The following is a 13,682-nucleotide window of genomic DNA, read 5'->3' on the forward strand; positions in this document are numbered from 1 at the left end:
GAAGGATCGAGTAGTGGCACTGCGCCGTTTTGATCTTGAGGCTGGAGGCGACACGTTTGCCTTCAAGCCCGAAACTGAAGAGAAGATTGCCTTCTGGCGGGGGAAGTATCCGGCAGAGAAGCAGCGTTCCGCTGTGATCCCGCTTTTGTGGCTGGCACAAAAGGATAATGATGGATGGTTGTCTGAGCCGGCCATGCGTGAAGTCGCAGACCGGCTGGAGATGCCATACATCCGTGTTTATGAGGTCGCGACCTTCTACACGATGTTTCGTCTGCAGCCTGTCGGAAAGTACCATATCCAGCTTTGCGGCACGACACCATGCCAGCTTCGTGGAGCTGAAAGCCTGAAAGAGGTCTGCAAAAAGGAAATCGGCAATCCGATGTATGTCACGGATGACGGTCGTCTTTCCTGGGAAGAAGTTGAATGTCTTGGCGCGTGTGTGAATGCGCCGATGGTTCAGATCAATGATGATTACTATGAAGATCTCACGGAAGATTCTTTCCAGAAAATCATTGGTAAGCTGAAGAATGGCGTCGAGGCCCAAGCTGGCCCTCAGGTTGATCGTATAAACAGCGCGCCGGAAGGCGGTACGGCCATCCTGACAGACCCGGCTCTGTTCGACGGCAGCCGCAATGAAGTGTCGCGCCTGCCCAATTTGGCTGAAGAAAAGGAGGCTGATGCCCCTGATGTCTCTCCAGCCGGAAAGCCAGAAGAATCTGCGCCGACAAATACCAAGCGCGAAGTTCCGGAGAAGAGCAACACCGGCGAGACCACTCTCATCTCCAATAAGGAGAAGGAAGAACTGGTTGGCGAACGCCCGGAAACGGTCGAAGTGACTGCTGACGGACAAGACGACCTCAAGCGCATCAAGGGCATCGGCCCAAAAAATGAAGATGCGCTCAACGAACTGGGTATAGCCACCTTCAAGCAGATCGCGGCCTGGACGCCTGAGAATGTCGATTGGGTGGAAGACTATATGAGCTTCCCGGGCCGGATCGAACGCGAAGACTGGATTGGTCAGGCGAAAACACTGGCCGAAGGTGGTGAAACAGAATTCTCCAAGCGCGTGGATGCGGGTGATGTCCCCTCCAGCCAGGATGATGAGGACTAGGCCATGTTGCAGGACAAGGATCGCATCTTCACAAACCTCTATGGTCTGCACTCTCCGGATCTGGAATCCGCGAAAAAGCGCGGCGCCTGGCATTTGACCAAAGAGATGCTGGATCAGGGACCGGACTGGATCTGCGACCAGATCAAGGCTTCCGGTCTGCGTGGTCGTGGCGGCGCTGGCTTCCCGACCGGTCTGAAGTGGACCTTCATGCCGAAGGAAGTACGCGAGCGCCCACACTATCTGGTCGTCAATGCTGACGAGTCGGAGCCCGGGACGTGTAAAGACCGCGAAATCATGCGCCACGATCCGCACCTGCTGATCGAAGGCTGCATGGTGGCCAGCCGTGCGATGCGCGCGCACAAATGCTATGTCTATATTCGCGGTGAATACATCAATGAGCGTCACGCGCTCGAAAAGGCCGTCAAGGAAGCCTATGAGGCCAAGCTGATCGGCAAGGACAATGTGAACGGCTGGGATTTTGATCTCTATGTTCACCACGGCGCCGGTGCCTATATTTGCGGTGAAGAGACTGCGTTGCTGGAAAGTCTGGAAGGCAAGAAAGGCCAGCCACGCTTGAAGCCGCCATTCCCTGCCAATGCGGGTCTTTATGGCTGCCCTACCACTGTGAACAATGTCGAGTCTATTGCGGTTGCGCCGACCATCCTGCGTCGCGGCGCTGAGTGGTTTGCTGGCTTTGGACGTCCGAACAATGCCGGCACCAAGCTGTTCTGCATCTCCGGACATGTGAACAAGCCGTGCAATGTCGAAGAAGAGATGTCAATCACGTTCCGTGAGCTGATCGATACCCATTGTGGCGGCATTCGCGGCGGTTGGGACAATCTGAAAGCGGTTATCCCGGGTGGGTCTTCCGTGCCAATGGTTCCGGCCGAGCAGATCATGGACGCCTATATGGACTTTGACACGCTGCGCGACCTGAAATCAGGTCTCGGTACAGCGGCCGTCATCGTGATGGACAAGGACACAGATCTTATCAAGGCCATCGCCCGCCTCGCTTACTTCTACAAGCATGAGAGCTGCGGCCAGTGTACGCCATGCCGTGAAGGCACGGGGTGGATGTGGCGCGTTATGGAGCGCATGGTTAAAGGCGAAGCTGAGCATGACGAGATCGAAACCCTGCTGGATGTGACCAAGCAGGTGGAAGGTCACACGATCTGTGCTCTGGGCGACGCGGCGGCCTGGCCGATCCAGGGCCTTATCCGTCACTTCCGTCACGAGATCGAAGACCGCATCAATCAATACAGGCTGCCGCGCGCAATGGTGCAGGGCGCAGTCGTGGCAGCGGAGTAAAGGCATATGTCCGATACCTTCAAGCTGAATATCGACGGCAAGGACATTGAGGTCCCGCGTCACTACACGCTGATGCAGGCGTGTGAGGAAGCGGGTGCCGAGATTCCGCGCTTCTGCTATCACGAGCGCCTGTCTGTGGCGGGTAACTGCCGCATGTGCCTCGTCGAGTGGGAAGGCGCGCCGAAGCCGATCGCCTCCTGTGCGCAAACGGTTGGCGATATGCGTCCGAACCGTGATGGCTCTGCGCCGAACATCCGCACCAAAGGCGACTATGTCGATAAGGCCCGCAATGGCGTGATGGAGTTCCTGCTGATCAACCACCCTCTGGATTGCCCGATCTGTGACCAGGGCGGTGAGTGTGACCTGCAGGACCAGGCCATGGCCTATGGCCGTGCCGGCAGCCGCTATGAAGAGAACAAGCGCGCCGTCGAAGACAAGAATATGGGCCCGCTGGTCAAGACGATCATGACCCGCTGCATTCAGTGTACGCGTTGTGTACGCTTTGCGGCTGAAGTGGCCGGTGTTGAAGAGATCGGCATGATCAGCCGCGGCGAGAATGCCGAGATCACGACCTATCTCGAAAAGAGCCTGACGTCTGAGTTGTCCGGCAATGTGATTGACCTTTGCCCGGTCGGCGCGCTGACTTCCAAGCCTTACGCGTTCAATGCGCGCCCGTGGGAGCTGCGCAAGACATCCTCCATTGATGTGATGGATGCCATGGGCGCCTCCATTCGCGTGGATGCCAAGGGCGATGGCGTGATGCGTATCCTGCCGGAGACCAATGAGGAAATTAACGAGGAGTGGCTGTCCGACAAATCCCGTTTTGTGTGGGACGGTCTTGCCCGCCAACGCCTCGACAAGCCTTACATTCGCGAGAATGGTCGTCTGCGCGCTGCCAATTGGGGGGAAGCTTTCGCTGCTGTCAAAGAGGCTCTGTCCGTCAGTTCAGACAAGATTGGTGTCGTTGCTGGTGACCTGATCGAAGTCGAGCAGGCCAAGGCGGCGCTGGACCTGTTCCGCGCGCTTGGCGTCAAGAGCACCGACTGCCGCCCAGCCGGGGCCAAGTATGGCACAGACGGTGTGCGTGAGCGCTACATCCTGAATGGCACGCTGGCCGGTGTGGAAGAGGCAGACATGCTTCTGCTTATCGGAACCAATCCGCGCGTCGAAGCTGCCGTCTGGAATGCCCGCATCCGCAAGACATGGCTGTGGGCTGACCTGAAAGTGGGCCGGATCGGCGAAGCTGCAGACCTGACCTATGATCATGAATGGCTAGGCCAGGGCGCGGATGCGCTGACAAACATTCGTGATACGGATTTCGGCAAGGCTCTCGCCTCTGCTGAGCGTCCGATGATTGTCATCGGTGAGGGAGCTTTGTGCGGTGAAGACGGTGAAGCCGTTCTTGCCTCTGCTCTGAAGCTTGCGAATGAAGTCGGCGCGATCAAGGATGACTGGGCCGGCTTCGGTATTCTGCACACTGCGGCAGGCCGTGTTGGCGCACTGGATGTCGGTTTCGTTCCGGCAGAAGGCGGCGCAGACACAGCGGCGATCCTCTCTGGCGGTATGAAGACCGTAGTTCTTCTCGGTGCAGACGAGGTGGACCTATCCGGCTTGGGTGATTCCACAGTCATCTATGTCGGCTCCCATGGGGATGCAGGCGCTGCGCGGGCGGATATTATTCTGCCGTCTGCCGCCTATACCGAAATGGCTGCGACATATGTGAACACCGAAGGACGGGTCCAGATGACCTCCAGGGCTGTTCAGCCCAAGGGCGAAGCGCGTGAGGGCTGGGCCATTTTTCGTGCCCTGTCAGATATGATGGGCAAGACACTTCCTTATGATACGGCGGACGCCCTGAGAGGCGTTTTGCGCGGCGCAGAAGGCGAAAGCACCGTCTTCTCCGGCCTTGGCTTCGCGCCTGGCGTGCGGGGGATTGAGGCTCTGAAACAGCCAATGACGAGTGCGTCGACGACGCTGACGAGCGTGTCGTTTGGAGCGGTCGTAGATGATTTCTACATGACCAACCCGATCGCCCGCGCATCGAAGACAATGGCCGAATGTTCTGCGCTGGCCTCAGCGCTGGACACTCCGGTAGCAGCGGAGTAGGGCGGGCGCCATGAGCAACTATGTCGAGTCTTTCGGACAGCTTTGGGGGCCGCTTCTGGTTCTGGGGCAGATTGCCCTGTTCACCCTTGTCCTTCTGCTGTCGATTGCTTTCCTTCTGCTGCTGGACCGTAAGGTCTGGGCAGGTGTGATGATGCGGAAAGGGCCTAACGTTGTCGGCCCGTTCGGTTTGCTTCAGTCATTTGCTGACTTCGGCAAATTCCTGATCAAGGAAATCGTCATTCCGGCAGGCGCCAACAAGACCGTTTTTATCATGGCGCCGATCCTCACCTGTACGCTCGCCTTCGCGTCATGGGCAGCCATTCCCGTCGCGCCCGGCACGACCAGTGGAACCAGCTGGGTCATTTCAAACCTGAACGTCGGGATTCTTTATCTCTTTGCCATCAGTTCTCTCGGTGTCTACGGCATCATCATGGGTGGCTGGGCTTCGAACTCGAAGTATCCGTTCCTAGGCGCACTGCGTTCAGCTGCGCAGATGGTGTCCTATGAAGTCTCCATCGGCTTTGTAATCGTGACGGTAATCCTGCTGGTTGGGTCCATGAACCTGACAGATATTGTGAACAATCAGGATGGCGGTTTCTGGAACTGGCACGCTTTCAGCTTCCAGAATTTCCCGCTCATCATCGTGATGTTCCCGATGTTCGTGATATTCTTCATCTCCGCGCTGGCTGAGACGAACCGTCCGCCATTTGACCTTCCTGAAGCGGAATCTGAACTCGTTGCGGGGTATCAGGTTGAGTATGGCTCTACGCCATACCTGCTCTTCATGCTTGGTGAGTATCTGAACATCGTTCTGATGTGCGCCATGATGACTATTCTGTTCCTTGGTGGCTGGCATGGTCCAATCCCACTGGGCGAGGATTTCGTGCGCGATCACCCGTTCCTGAACGCCTTTGCGGGCCTGTTCTGGTTCATGTTCAAGATCCTTTTCTTCTTCTTCCTTTTCGCAATGGTGAAGGCCATTGTGCCACGCTACCGCTATGACCAGCTGATGCGCCTGGGCTGGAAAGTGTTCCTCCCTACATCTCTGGTCGCTGTACTGATCGTGGCGGGATATGTCGCTTATATGGGAGTGCAGTCATGAGCCTCGCGCAAACCATACGCGGTGCACTGCTGACAGATTTCCTCGGAGCCTTTGTTGTGGCAACCCGGGAAATGTTCCGCCGCAAGGCAACCGTAAACTATCCGTTCGAGAAGAACCCGCTGTCTCCTCGTTTCCGTGGTGAGCATGCACTACGCCGCTATCCTAGCGGGGAAGAGCGCTGCATCGCCTGTAAACTCTGTGAAGCAATCTGCCCGGCGCAAGCCATCACGATCGAGGCCGAGCCCCGCGCCGACGGCGCTCGGCGAACGACGCGCTACGATATTGACATGGTGAAATGTATCTATTGTGGCTTCTGCCAGGAGGCATGCCCGGTGGATGCAATCGTGGAAGGTCCGAACTTCGAATTCGCGACCGAAACACGTGAGGAGCTGTTCTATGACAAGGACCGTCTGCTTGCGAATGGCGACCGCTGGGAACGGCTGATCGCGAAGAATTTGGAACTCGATGCGCCTTATCGTTAAGGCGCTATAAATTGAAACTCGTGGAGCCTTCGCTCCACCAAGAAGGGGGCCTAGAAGGGCTGTGGCAGTCTACGCTTTCTATCTGATCGCGCTGGTCGTGCTCGTCTCGGCATTGTCCGTGATCATGGCACGTAACCCGGTTCACTCCGTGTTGTGGCTGATCCTCGCATTCTTTTCATCCGCAGGCCTTCTGGTCCTGATCGGCGCGGAATTCCTCGCCATGCTTCTGGTCGTTGTTTATGTCGGCGCGGTGGCGGTGTTGTTCCTGTTCGTCGTCATGATGCTGGATGTGGACTTTGTTGAGCTCAAGCAGGGGACGTTGCGATACTGGCCCTTCGCGGTGCTGGTTGGTGTGATTTTCGCGGCCGAGATCGTGCTCGCGACCGTGTTTGGAACCACCACCAACGCATCCACCTTTGATGCTTCACCGGGGGCTGCCACCAATACCGAGGCCATCGGCCAGGTGATGTACACGCAATATCTGCTACTGTTCCAGATGGCTGGGATCATCCTGCTGGTGGCGATGATCGGCGCGATTGTGCTTACCCTGCGCCACCGTCCGGAAACGAAACGCCAGAACATCGCAAAACAAACTTCGCGCCGCCGTAGCGACGCCTTTGAACTGAAGGACCCCACACCGGGGCAGGGGATCTGAGACAATGGACCTTGGGCTTTCCCACTATCTTGCCGTGTCTGCGGCCCTGTTCACGATCGGGGTTGTCGGCATATTCGTGAACCGCAAGAACATCATCGTCATTCTCATGGCGATCGAGTTGATCCTGCTTTCCGTGAACCTGAACCTGGTTGCATTCTCGGTCTTTACCGGAACGATTACAGGACAGATATTCGCGATGTTGGTATTGACGGTGGCTGCTGCTGAAGCGGCCGTCGGGCTTGCCGTTCTGGTCGTCTATTTCCGCAATCGCGGCGACATCTCTGTTGAGAGTGTCGACCTGATGAAGGGATAGATGGATGCTGCCCGATTTCCTTATTCTCTATATAGTCCTGGCGCCGGGGTTGATTGCTCTTACAGGGCTGGTCCACAAATTTATTGGTGACAAGCTCGTCATGACGCTGACGACGGCTGTTGTCCTGTCAGCCGGTGCCCTGTCGCTGTTCCAGCTGTTTGCCTATGTCGCCGGTCTTGGTGGTCACGCTGCAGGCGGTGAGGAACACCATGCCAGCCTGGTTGCCATGTCTACGGCCAGCGAGTTAAAGCAGCACATCATTACGCTGATGCCCTGGATCCATGTCGGTGAGTTCCAGGCAAACTGGGCGATCCGCGTCGACACGCTGTCCATCGTCATGATGGCGGTGATCACTGGCGTTTCCGGCCTCGTTCACCTCTATTCCTGGGGATATATGAGTGAAGAGCCGCACAAGGCGCGTTTCTTCAGCTATCTCTCCCTCTTTACCTTTATGATGCTGATGCTGGTGACAGCGGACAATTTCATTCAGCTCTTTTTCGGCTGGGAAGGTGTGGGCCTTGCTTCCTATCTGCTCATTGGCTTCTGGTATCAGAACAAGGCGCCGAACGACGCCTCTATCAAGGCTTTCGTGACTAACCGTGTCGGGGACTTTGGCCTCGCGCTGGGTATCATGGCAGTCTTCTACGTCTTCCGGTCTGTTGAGTTTGGCCCGGTTCTGGATGCTGTGCGCCAAAATACAGCTGTTGTGCCGGTTGGCTTTACAGAAGCTTTCCCCGTACGCGAGCTGAAAATCTCCTTCCTGCACTGGGATCTCAATGCACTCGAAGTTATCGGTGTGCTTCTGTTCATTGGCGCAATGGGTAAGTCTGCGCAGTTCTTCCTGCACGTCTGGTTGCCGGACGCCATGGAAGGCCCGACGCCTGTTTCAGCGCTGATCCACGCCGCAACCATGGTTACGGCTGGTGTCTACCTCGTGTGTCTTCTGTCGCCGATCTACGAATATACGATCTATGCTGCAGGCATGATCACGATCGTCGGGGCGGTTACAGCACTTTATGCAGCAACGGTCGGAATGGCGCAGAACGACATCAAGCGCGTAATTGCCTACTCAACCTGTTCCCAGCTCGGCTACATGTTCTTCGCGGCAGGTGTTGGCGCCTATGAGGCGGCCATGTTCCACCTGTTCACGCACGCCTTCTTCAAGGCCTTGTTGTTCCTTGGTGCCGGCTCCGTCATTCACGGCATGCACCACGAGCAGGACATGCGCAAAATGGGCGGTCTGGCGAAGTACATGCCGCTCACCTATGCGGCCATGATGATCGGTACGATTGCCATCATCGGTCTGGGTATTCCGCATACCAAGATCGGCTTCTCGGGCTTCTTCTCGAAAGATGCCATCCTGGAGAGCGCATTCGCCGGCGGCGCTGCTGAGGTCATGTTCGGCCAGGTGGCCTTTTGGTTCGGCATCATCGCAGCCTTCCTGACGAGCTTCTACTCCTGGCGGCTAATCTACATGACCTTCCACGGTCCGATGGCGTCGAAGGCTCATGATGACGAAGTGTACGAGGAAGCAGACTCTCATGCTGACGACCATCTGGCGGCAGATGATCATCATGATCATGGCCACCATGGCGACCCGCATGAGTCTCCGCTGCTCATGTTGGTGCCGCTCGCATTGCTTAGCATTGGCGCCATGTTCGCAGGCCTGTATTTCTACAACGCCTTCGTTGATCACAATAATGAGGCCTTCTGGGCGGGAGCGATTTATCGCTCGGCTGAGAACCATGTTCTGCACAATCGACACGATGTGCCGGAATGGGTGATCTACGCACCTCTCATCGTCACGATTGCGGGCTTCCTGATCGCGACCTTCACGTACTACTTCAATCGTGGTGTCGGTAAACGCATCGCCGACAGCGGTGGGCCTCTCTACTCGCTGTTCTATAACAAGTGGTATTTTGACGAGATCTACCAAGCGACGCTGGTCCGTGGATCGGCCTTGCTCGGCAATCTCTTCTGGAAAGCTGACAAGAAGATTATCGACGGTCTTGGTCCCGATGGTGTGACGCATCTCACACAGGGCGCTGCCAAGCGCCTGTCCAAGATGCATACCGGCTATCTCTACCACTACGCATTTGTGATTATCGGCGCTGCACTCGTATTCGGTGGAATTATGTGGCTGCGCGCTGGAGGAGTTAACTAATGGGCGGTTTTCCCATTCTTTCGGCGATGACATTCCTGCCGCTTGCAGGGGCGTTGATCATCATGGTCGTGCGTGCGGCTACGGTGGGTAGCCGGGATGAGACCCAGGCAAGCTCTGAGGGGCGCACGGCCCTTATGGCGGGTCTGATTATCTCCGGCGCGACTTTCCTGGTCTCACTTGCCGCGTTTGCCTATTACAATCCGGCTGAGCCTGGCTATCAGCTTGTTGAGCAATATCGGTGGTACCAGAATATCAGCTACAAGATGGGCGTGGACGGTCTGTCCATGACGCTGATTTTGTTGACAACCTTCCTGACGCCGATATGTCTTCTGGCGAGCTGGAACTCGATCAACAAGCGCGTCACAGAATATGTCGTCGCTTTCTTGGTGCTTGAGACCTTCATGATCGGTGTGTTCACCGCACTTGATCTGGTGCTGTTCTACATTTTCTTCGAGGCTGGCCTTATCCCGATGTTCTTGATCATCGGTATCTGGGGCGGTCCGGACAAAATCTATGCGGCGTTCAAATTCTTCCTCTACACGCTGATCGGCTCTCTCTTCATGCTGGTGGCCGTGGTCTACATGTACCAGGCTGCAGGCAGCTCGGACTTTGAGGTTCTTGAGAATTATCAGTTCGCGCGCAATGCGCAGACTTGGCTGTGGCTTGCCTTCATGGCGTCTTTTGCGGTCAAGTTGCCGATGTGGCCCGTGCATACATGGCTTCCAGATGCGCACGTTCAGGCACCGACGGCGGGATCTGTCGTGCTGGCCGGTGTTCTGCTGAAGATGGGCGGCTATGGCTTCCTGCGCTTCTCGCTGCCCATGTTCCCAGACGCCAGCCATTTGTTCCAGCCGGTTATGTTTGCGCTGGCCGTAGTGGCGATTGTCTACACTTCGCTCGTCGCGTGGCGTCAGACTGATATGAAGAAGCTGATTGCGTACTCATCCGTAGCGCACATGGGCTTCGTGACGCTTGGCGTATTTTCGTTCAACGAAGCCGGTGTGCAGGGTGCCATCTTCCAGATGCTCAGCCACGGTATCATTTCTGGCGCGCTGTTCCTGATCGTGGGCGTTGTATACGACCGTATGCACACACGTGAGATTTCCGCTTATGGCGGTCTTGTTCACCGCATGCCGATTTACGCAACGCTGTTCATGCTCTTCACCATGGCCAATGTCGGTTTGCCAGGTACATCAGGCTTCATCGGTGAGATTCTCACCATGGTCGGCGGCTTCCAGGCCTCCTCATGGGCCGCCTTTGGCGCCGCGCTTGGGGTGATCTTTTCTGCCGTATACATGCTGACCCTGTATCGTCGCACAGTGTTTGGCCAGATCACAAATCCCAAGCTGAACGCCATCAAGGATATGAACCTGATCGAATTGATCTGCATCGTGCCGTTGGCCTTGTTGACCATTCTGTTCGGTATCGCACCCAATCTCATTTTCAACATTACTGAAGGCTCGGCGCTGCGTGTGCTGAACCTGATGGCAGGAGGCTGACCTCTTATGCTGGATTACACTGCCATGATCCTTGCAATCGGGCCTGAACTCTGGCTCGCGGCGGCTGGTCTGATCGGGGTGCTTCTTGGTGCCACGTTCAAGGACAAGTTCAACGCGCTCGCATTCAAGTTTGGGGCGCTCGTACTGTTTGCCGCCGCCGCATTCTCTTTGATGAATTATCAGGGCGGAGAAGCATTCAATGGCCTGGTGCGCACCAACACGTTCGTGAACTTTGCGAAGTTTGTCAGCTATGCCATTGGCGGCGTCACACTTATGATGTCCGAAGGATTCCTTAAGCGTCACAACACGATCCGTTATGAGTATGCTCTTCTGACCATTTTTGCCAGCCTGGGCATTGGCATGACCCTATCTGCAGCGGATCTGATGACTCTCTATATGGGGGTCGAGACCCTTAGCCTGGCCTCCTATGTGATGGCCGCGTTCCACCGCGATTCCATTCGTTCCTCTGAAGCCGGTCTGAAGTATTTCGTCCTCGGTTCGCTGGCGTCCGGTATGCTGCTTTATGGCGCTTCGCTGGTCTATGGCTTCGCAGGGTCTACTCAGTATGTGGTGATTGCTGCCGCTGAACCTTCTGTCGGAATGATGTTCGGCATGGTCCTCATGATCGTAGGTCTGGCCTTCAAAGTCTCCGCCGCGCCGATGCACGTGTGGACACCAGATGTTTATGAAGGCTCCCCGACACCGGTTGCCGCCTTCTTCGCAACCGCGCCTAAGATGGCTTCCATGGTTGTGTTCGCGAATGTGATGTACACCGTCTTCGGCGGCATCATTGAACAATGGCAGCTGATCCTGTCGATCATCGCAGCCCTTTCCATGATCATTGGTTCACTTGGCGCTCTCACGCAGACGAACATCAAGCGACTGCTCGGCTATTCCTCCATTGCCAATATCGGCTACGCGTTGGTTGCTGTCGCTGCAGGCAAAGAATTTGGCGCGGGGCCTCTGCTTGTCTTCATGACCCTCTATGTCATTGCTTCGCTGGGTCTGTTTGCCGGTGTCCTATCCATGCGTCGCAAAGGCGGGATGGTTGAAGGCATCAACGAGCTGGGCGGCCTGATGCGCAAGCGCCCATGGCTGGCGATTGCCCTGTCGGTCCTGATTTTCTCCATGGCGGGTCTGCCACCTTTCGGCGGCTTCTTCGGCAAGTGGGAAGTTCTGAATGCTGGTCTGGATGCCGGGCTATTACCACTGGCGGTCATCCTCATTCTCGCATCCGTTGTGTCACTTGGCTACTATCTGCGCCTGATCAAGATTATGTGGTTTGATGAGCCGACTGAGAAGTTCGAAGCAATTGATGGGTCTGTAACCTTTACGGTCATCGCTTCAGCGGTGCTGACGGGTGTCGTGTTCCTGATCTTTATCTACCAGCTGTCAGGCTGGGCCGGGAACGCCGCTGCGGGTCTGGCGATTTGAGCTTCGACTGGCCCGTCTATCATCTAGGCGTCATCGACAGCACGAACACCGAAGCCCAGCGCCGTGCCAAAGCTGGCCAGATCGAGAATTGCTGGCTGGTTGCTGAAGCCCAGACCGCAGGCCGGGGACGTTTGCAGCGTCCTTGGCTATCATCTTCCGGCAACCTGTTTTCCACCGCATTCTTCCGCGAACCGGGAGGTATCTCTGTCGCGGCGCGATTGCCCTTTGCGACAGCTCTCGCCGTGTCTGACATGGCGGCCATTGTTGCGCCGGGCGCAGCGGTCAGGCTGAAATGGCCGAATGATGCGCGCGTCGACCAGGCGAAGCTTTCCGGCATTTTGATCGAGACAGGCGGGCAGGGACAAGATTTCTGGGTTGCCGCCGGTATAGGCATCAATGTGACCGAAAGCCCTGAAGGTACAGGTCAGGCCGCTACCTGTATTCATGCGCTGAGGGGAGACACGCTGGTCAGCGCAGAAGACGTGCTCAGCGTTCTTAGGGAAACTTTTGCGCGTCGCCTGGAACAAGCAAGACAAAGCTTTGAGCCTCTTCGTGAAGACTGGCTTAAGGCAGCGGAAGGTCTGGGGCAGACCGTTCGGGTCAATGTATCTGATAGCCCTGTTGTGGGTGTATTCGAGGATATGGCCCAAGATGGAGCTCTTATTCTGCGATTGCCCAATGGGGAACGGCAGATGATAAGGGCGGGTGATGTTTCCTTGGTAGGAAGGACATAGATACATGCTGTTGGCGATCGACGTTGGTAACACCAATACAGTTTTTGGTATTCACGACGGTGAAAACTGGATTAATCAGTGGCGGAGCGCGACGGACGCTACGAAAACCGCAGATGATCATGCCGCGTGGCTGTGGCGTCTTGCTGACATGTACAAGGTTGATCTGCACCAGATCAAAGGCTGCGTGATCTCTACTGTTGTCCCGCAAGCGCAGTTTAATTTCCGCAATCTGGCACGTCGCTATCTTGAAATTGAGCCGATGTTCATTGGCGACCCGCAGCTTAAAACAGGCGTAGAGGTCCGTATTTACCGTCCGGAACAAGTCGGCGCGGACCGGATTGTCAGTGCGCTTGGGGCTCATGTCAGCTATCCGGGCAATCTGATCGTGATCGACAGTGGCACGGCGACCACATTTGATGTCGTTGCAGAAGATGGCGGCTTTGAAGGCGGTATCATTTCCCCCGGTATCAACCTCTCTGTCCGCGCGTTGCACGACGCCGCGGCCCAGCTACCAAGGATCGCCATTCAGCGTCCACATCATGTTATTGGCCAGGATACTGTAAGTGCCATGCAGTCAGGAGTCTTCTGGGGGTATATTGATCTGATTGATGGGCTCGTCCGTCGCATCAAGGCCGAATATGGGAAACCCATGCAGGTTGTCGCCACGGGAGGTGTTGCCTCCCTCTTTGAAGGTGCCAGCGAAACTATAGATCACTATGATCAGGATATTACGATCCGCGGCCTACTGGAAATTTATCGTCGAAACAGTTGAGA

12 protein-coding genes are annotated in these 13,682 nt (G+C 56.2%); all 12 read left to right on the forward strand.

All coding sequences use genetic code 11. From position 1 onward, the window contains the following. Nucleotides 1-13: 13 nt before the first annotated feature. The 12 genes from nuoE (at nt 14) to HY2_RS08450 (ending at nt 13,680) form a co-directional block, all read left to right on the forward strand. Nucleotides 14-1,111 (forward strand): NADH-quinone oxidoreductase subunit NuoE, encoded by a 1,098-nt coding sequence (nuoE, locus tag HY2_RS08395; RefSeq protein ID WP_034826626.1) that lies wholly within the window; start codon nt 14-16, stop codon nt 1,109-1,111. Nucleotides 1,112-1,114: 3 nt separating this feature from the next. Then, nucleotides 1,115-2,419 (forward strand): NADH-quinone oxidoreductase subunit NuoF, encoded by a 1,305-nt coding sequence (gene nuoF / locus HY2_RS08400; RefSeq protein ID WP_034826628.1) that lies wholly within the window; start codon nt 1,115-1,117, stop codon nt 2,417-2,419. Between the two features lie 6 nt (nt 2,420-2,425). After that, nucleotides 2,426-4,525, forward strand: a complete 2,100-nt coding sequence (nuoG, locus tag HY2_RS08405) for an NADH-quinone oxidoreductase subunit NuoG (protein WP_034826631.1) — start codon at nt 2,426-2,428, stop codon at nt 4,523-4,525. Nucleotides 4,526-4,535: 10 nt separating this feature from the next. Further along, nucleotides 4,536-5,627 (forward strand): NADH-quinone oxidoreductase subunit NuoH, encoded by a 1,092-nt coding sequence (gene nuoH / locus HY2_RS08410; protein ID WP_034826633.1) that lies wholly within the window; start codon nt 4,536-4,538, stop codon nt 5,625-5,627. Continuing rightward, nucleotides 5,624-6,109 carry an NADH-quinone oxidoreductase subunit NuoI gene (gene nuoI / locus HY2_RS08415; RefSeq protein WP_034791484.1) on the forward strand — a complete coding sequence of 162 codons (486 nt, stop codon included), beginning with the start codon at nt 5,624-5,626 and terminating at the stop codon, nt 6,107-6,109. Before nuoH ends, nuoI begins: the two co-directional genes overlap by 4 nt. A 61-nt stretch (nt 6,110-6,170) precedes the next feature. Next, nucleotides 6,171-6,764: an NADH-quinone oxidoreductase subunit J gene (locus tag HY2_RS08420; RefSeq protein WP_034826635.1), complete on the forward strand. Its 594-nt coding sequence runs from the start codon at nt 6,171-6,173 to the stop codon at nt 6,762-6,764. Between the two features lie 4 nt (nt 6,765-6,768). Continuing rightward, entirely contained in the window at nt 6,769-7,077 is a 309-nt protein-coding gene (gene nuoK, locus HY2_RS08425; protein WP_034791482.1) for an NADH-quinone oxidoreductase subunit NuoK, read from the forward strand. A 4-nt stretch (nt 7,078-7,081) separates the two neighbouring features. Further along, the gene (gene nuoL / locus HY2_RS08430) at nt 7,082-9,241 is read left to right on the forward strand and encodes an NADH-quinone oxidoreductase subunit L (RefSeq protein ID WP_034826637.1); all 2,160 of its coding nucleotides are present in this window, start codon (nt 7,082-7,084) and stop codon (nt 9,239-9,241) included. Beyond that, the gene (locus HY2_RS08435) at nt 9,241-10,740 is read left to right on the forward strand and encodes an NADH-quinone oxidoreductase subunit M (protein WP_034826639.1); all 1,500 of its coding nucleotides are present in this window, start codon (nt 9,241-9,243) and stop codon (nt 10,738-10,740) included. Before nuoL ends, HY2_RS08435 begins: the two co-directional genes overlap by 1 nt. Nucleotides 10,741-10,746: 6 nt before the next feature. Beyond that, nucleotides 10,747-12,174 carry an NADH-quinone oxidoreductase subunit NuoN gene (gene nuoN / locus HY2_RS08440; RefSeq protein ID WP_034826641.1) on the forward strand — a complete coding sequence of 476 codons (1,428 nt, stop codon included), beginning with the start codon at nt 10,747-10,749 and terminating at the stop codon, nt 12,172-12,174. Next, nucleotides 12,171-12,908, forward strand: a complete 738-nt coding sequence (locus HY2_RS08445) for a biotin--[acetyl-CoA-carboxylase] ligase (protein WP_034826643.1) — start codon at nt 12,171-12,173, stop codon at nt 12,906-12,908. Before nuoN ends, HY2_RS08445 begins: the two co-directional genes overlap by 4 nt. Before the next feature lie 4 nt (nt 12,909-12,912). Further along, nucleotides 12,913-13,680, forward strand: a complete 768-nt coding sequence (locus HY2_RS08450; RefSeq protein ID WP_034826646.1) for a type III pantothenate kinase — start codon at nt 12,913-12,915, stop codon at nt 13,678-13,680. Nucleotides 13,681-13,682 lie beyond the last annotated feature (2 nt).

This window comes from Hyphomonas pacifica (assembly GCF_000682675.1).
GTDB lineage: Bacteria > Pseudomonadota > Alphaproteobacteria > Caulobacterales > Hyphomonadaceae > Hyphomonas > Hyphomonas pacifica.

Bases quoted from the DNA above. Each gene is read 5' to 3' on its own strand.
- nuoF (WP_034826628.1), top strand. From the start codon at position 1,115: ATGTTGCAGGACAAGGATCGCATCTTCACAAACCTCTATGGTCTGCAC.
- nuoG (WP_034826631.1), top strand. From the start codon at position 2,426: ATGTCCGATACCTTCAAGCTGAATATCGACGGCAAGGACATTGAGGTC.
- nuoH (WP_034826633.1), top strand. From the start codon at position 4,536: ATGAGCAACTATGTCGAGTCTTTCGGACAGCTTTGGGGGCCGCTTCTG.
- nuoI (WP_034791484.1), top strand. From the start codon at position 5,624: ATGAGCCTCGCGCAAACCATACGCGGTGCACTGCTGACAGATTTCCTC.
- nuoK (WP_034791482.1), top strand. From the start codon at position 6,769: ATGGACCTTGGGCTTTCCCACTATCTTGCCGTGTCTGCGGCCCTGTTC.
- nuoL (WP_034826637.1), top strand. From the start codon at position 7,082: ATGCTGCCCGATTTCCTTATTCTCTATATAGTCCTGGCGCCGGGGTTG.
- HY2_RS08435 (WP_034826639.1), top strand. From the start codon at position 9,241: ATGGGCGGTTTTCCCATTCTTTCGGCGATGACATTCCTGCCGCTTGCA.
- nuoN (WP_034826641.1), top strand. From the start codon at position 10,747: ATGCTGGATTACACTGCCATGATCCTTGCAATCGGGCCTGAACTCTGG.
- HY2_RS08450 (WP_034826646.1), top strand. From the start codon at position 12,913: ATGCTGTTGGCGATCGACGTTGGTAACACCAATACAGTTTTTGGTATT.